The sequence below is a fragment of the Mesonia sp. K4-1 genome (assembly GCF_008017825.1).
GTDB lineage: Bacteria > Bacteroidota > Bacteroidia > Flavobacteriales > Flavobacteriaceae > Mesonia.
Window position 1 is genome coordinate 1 of record NZ_VRLS01000054.1, and the last position, 585, is coordinate 585.

At 35.2% G+C, this 585-nt stretch carries 1 pseudogene; it reads left to right on the forward strand.

Annotated elements, in window-relative coordinates:
• Positions 1–585 (forward strand): annotated as a pseudogene (locus FT986_RS10100) (TraG family conjugative transposon ATPase); the annotation flags it as partial.

The following is a 585-nucleotide window of genomic DNA, read 5'->3' on the forward strand; positions in this document are numbered from 1 at the left end:
GGATTCGATTTCTTTTATCAATAATAGTCGAAAAATTCAAATAAACTCAGTGCTCTCTAAGGAGATAGAACAATTAACACAAGCATATTTTAACGGATTTAATGAAGGTTTTGATACGGATATTTTGTTGGAAAAACAGCACATCCAAATGGGAGAAAATTATTTTGATGCCCTAGCCATCAATAGCGAACTGTGCTTTGGCGAAAGTGTACAGAGTAGCAAGACCAATGAACGATTCACATCAGATGATTTTGTGTTTCATCAAGGGTTTATTGATGGTATAGGGCTCAATTTAAAGGAGAACCATCTGGTTAACCAAATCCTGTATTTGGACGATAAACACAAATGGCGAAAGCTACTCGATAAAAAAGTGGAAGAACTCCAGAAGAGCTCCAATTTTGGTTCGCAGAACAAGGTAGTACTGGAAAAAATACAGCATATACTTACTCAAATTAACGCAGATGATAATGCAAGAATTATTCGGGGACACCTCAATGTCATTTTTTGGGATCAACAAAAGCAAAACTTAAAAAGAATAGCTTCCAAGATCAAAACAGAATTTAAAGAGCTGGATATCATTCCATA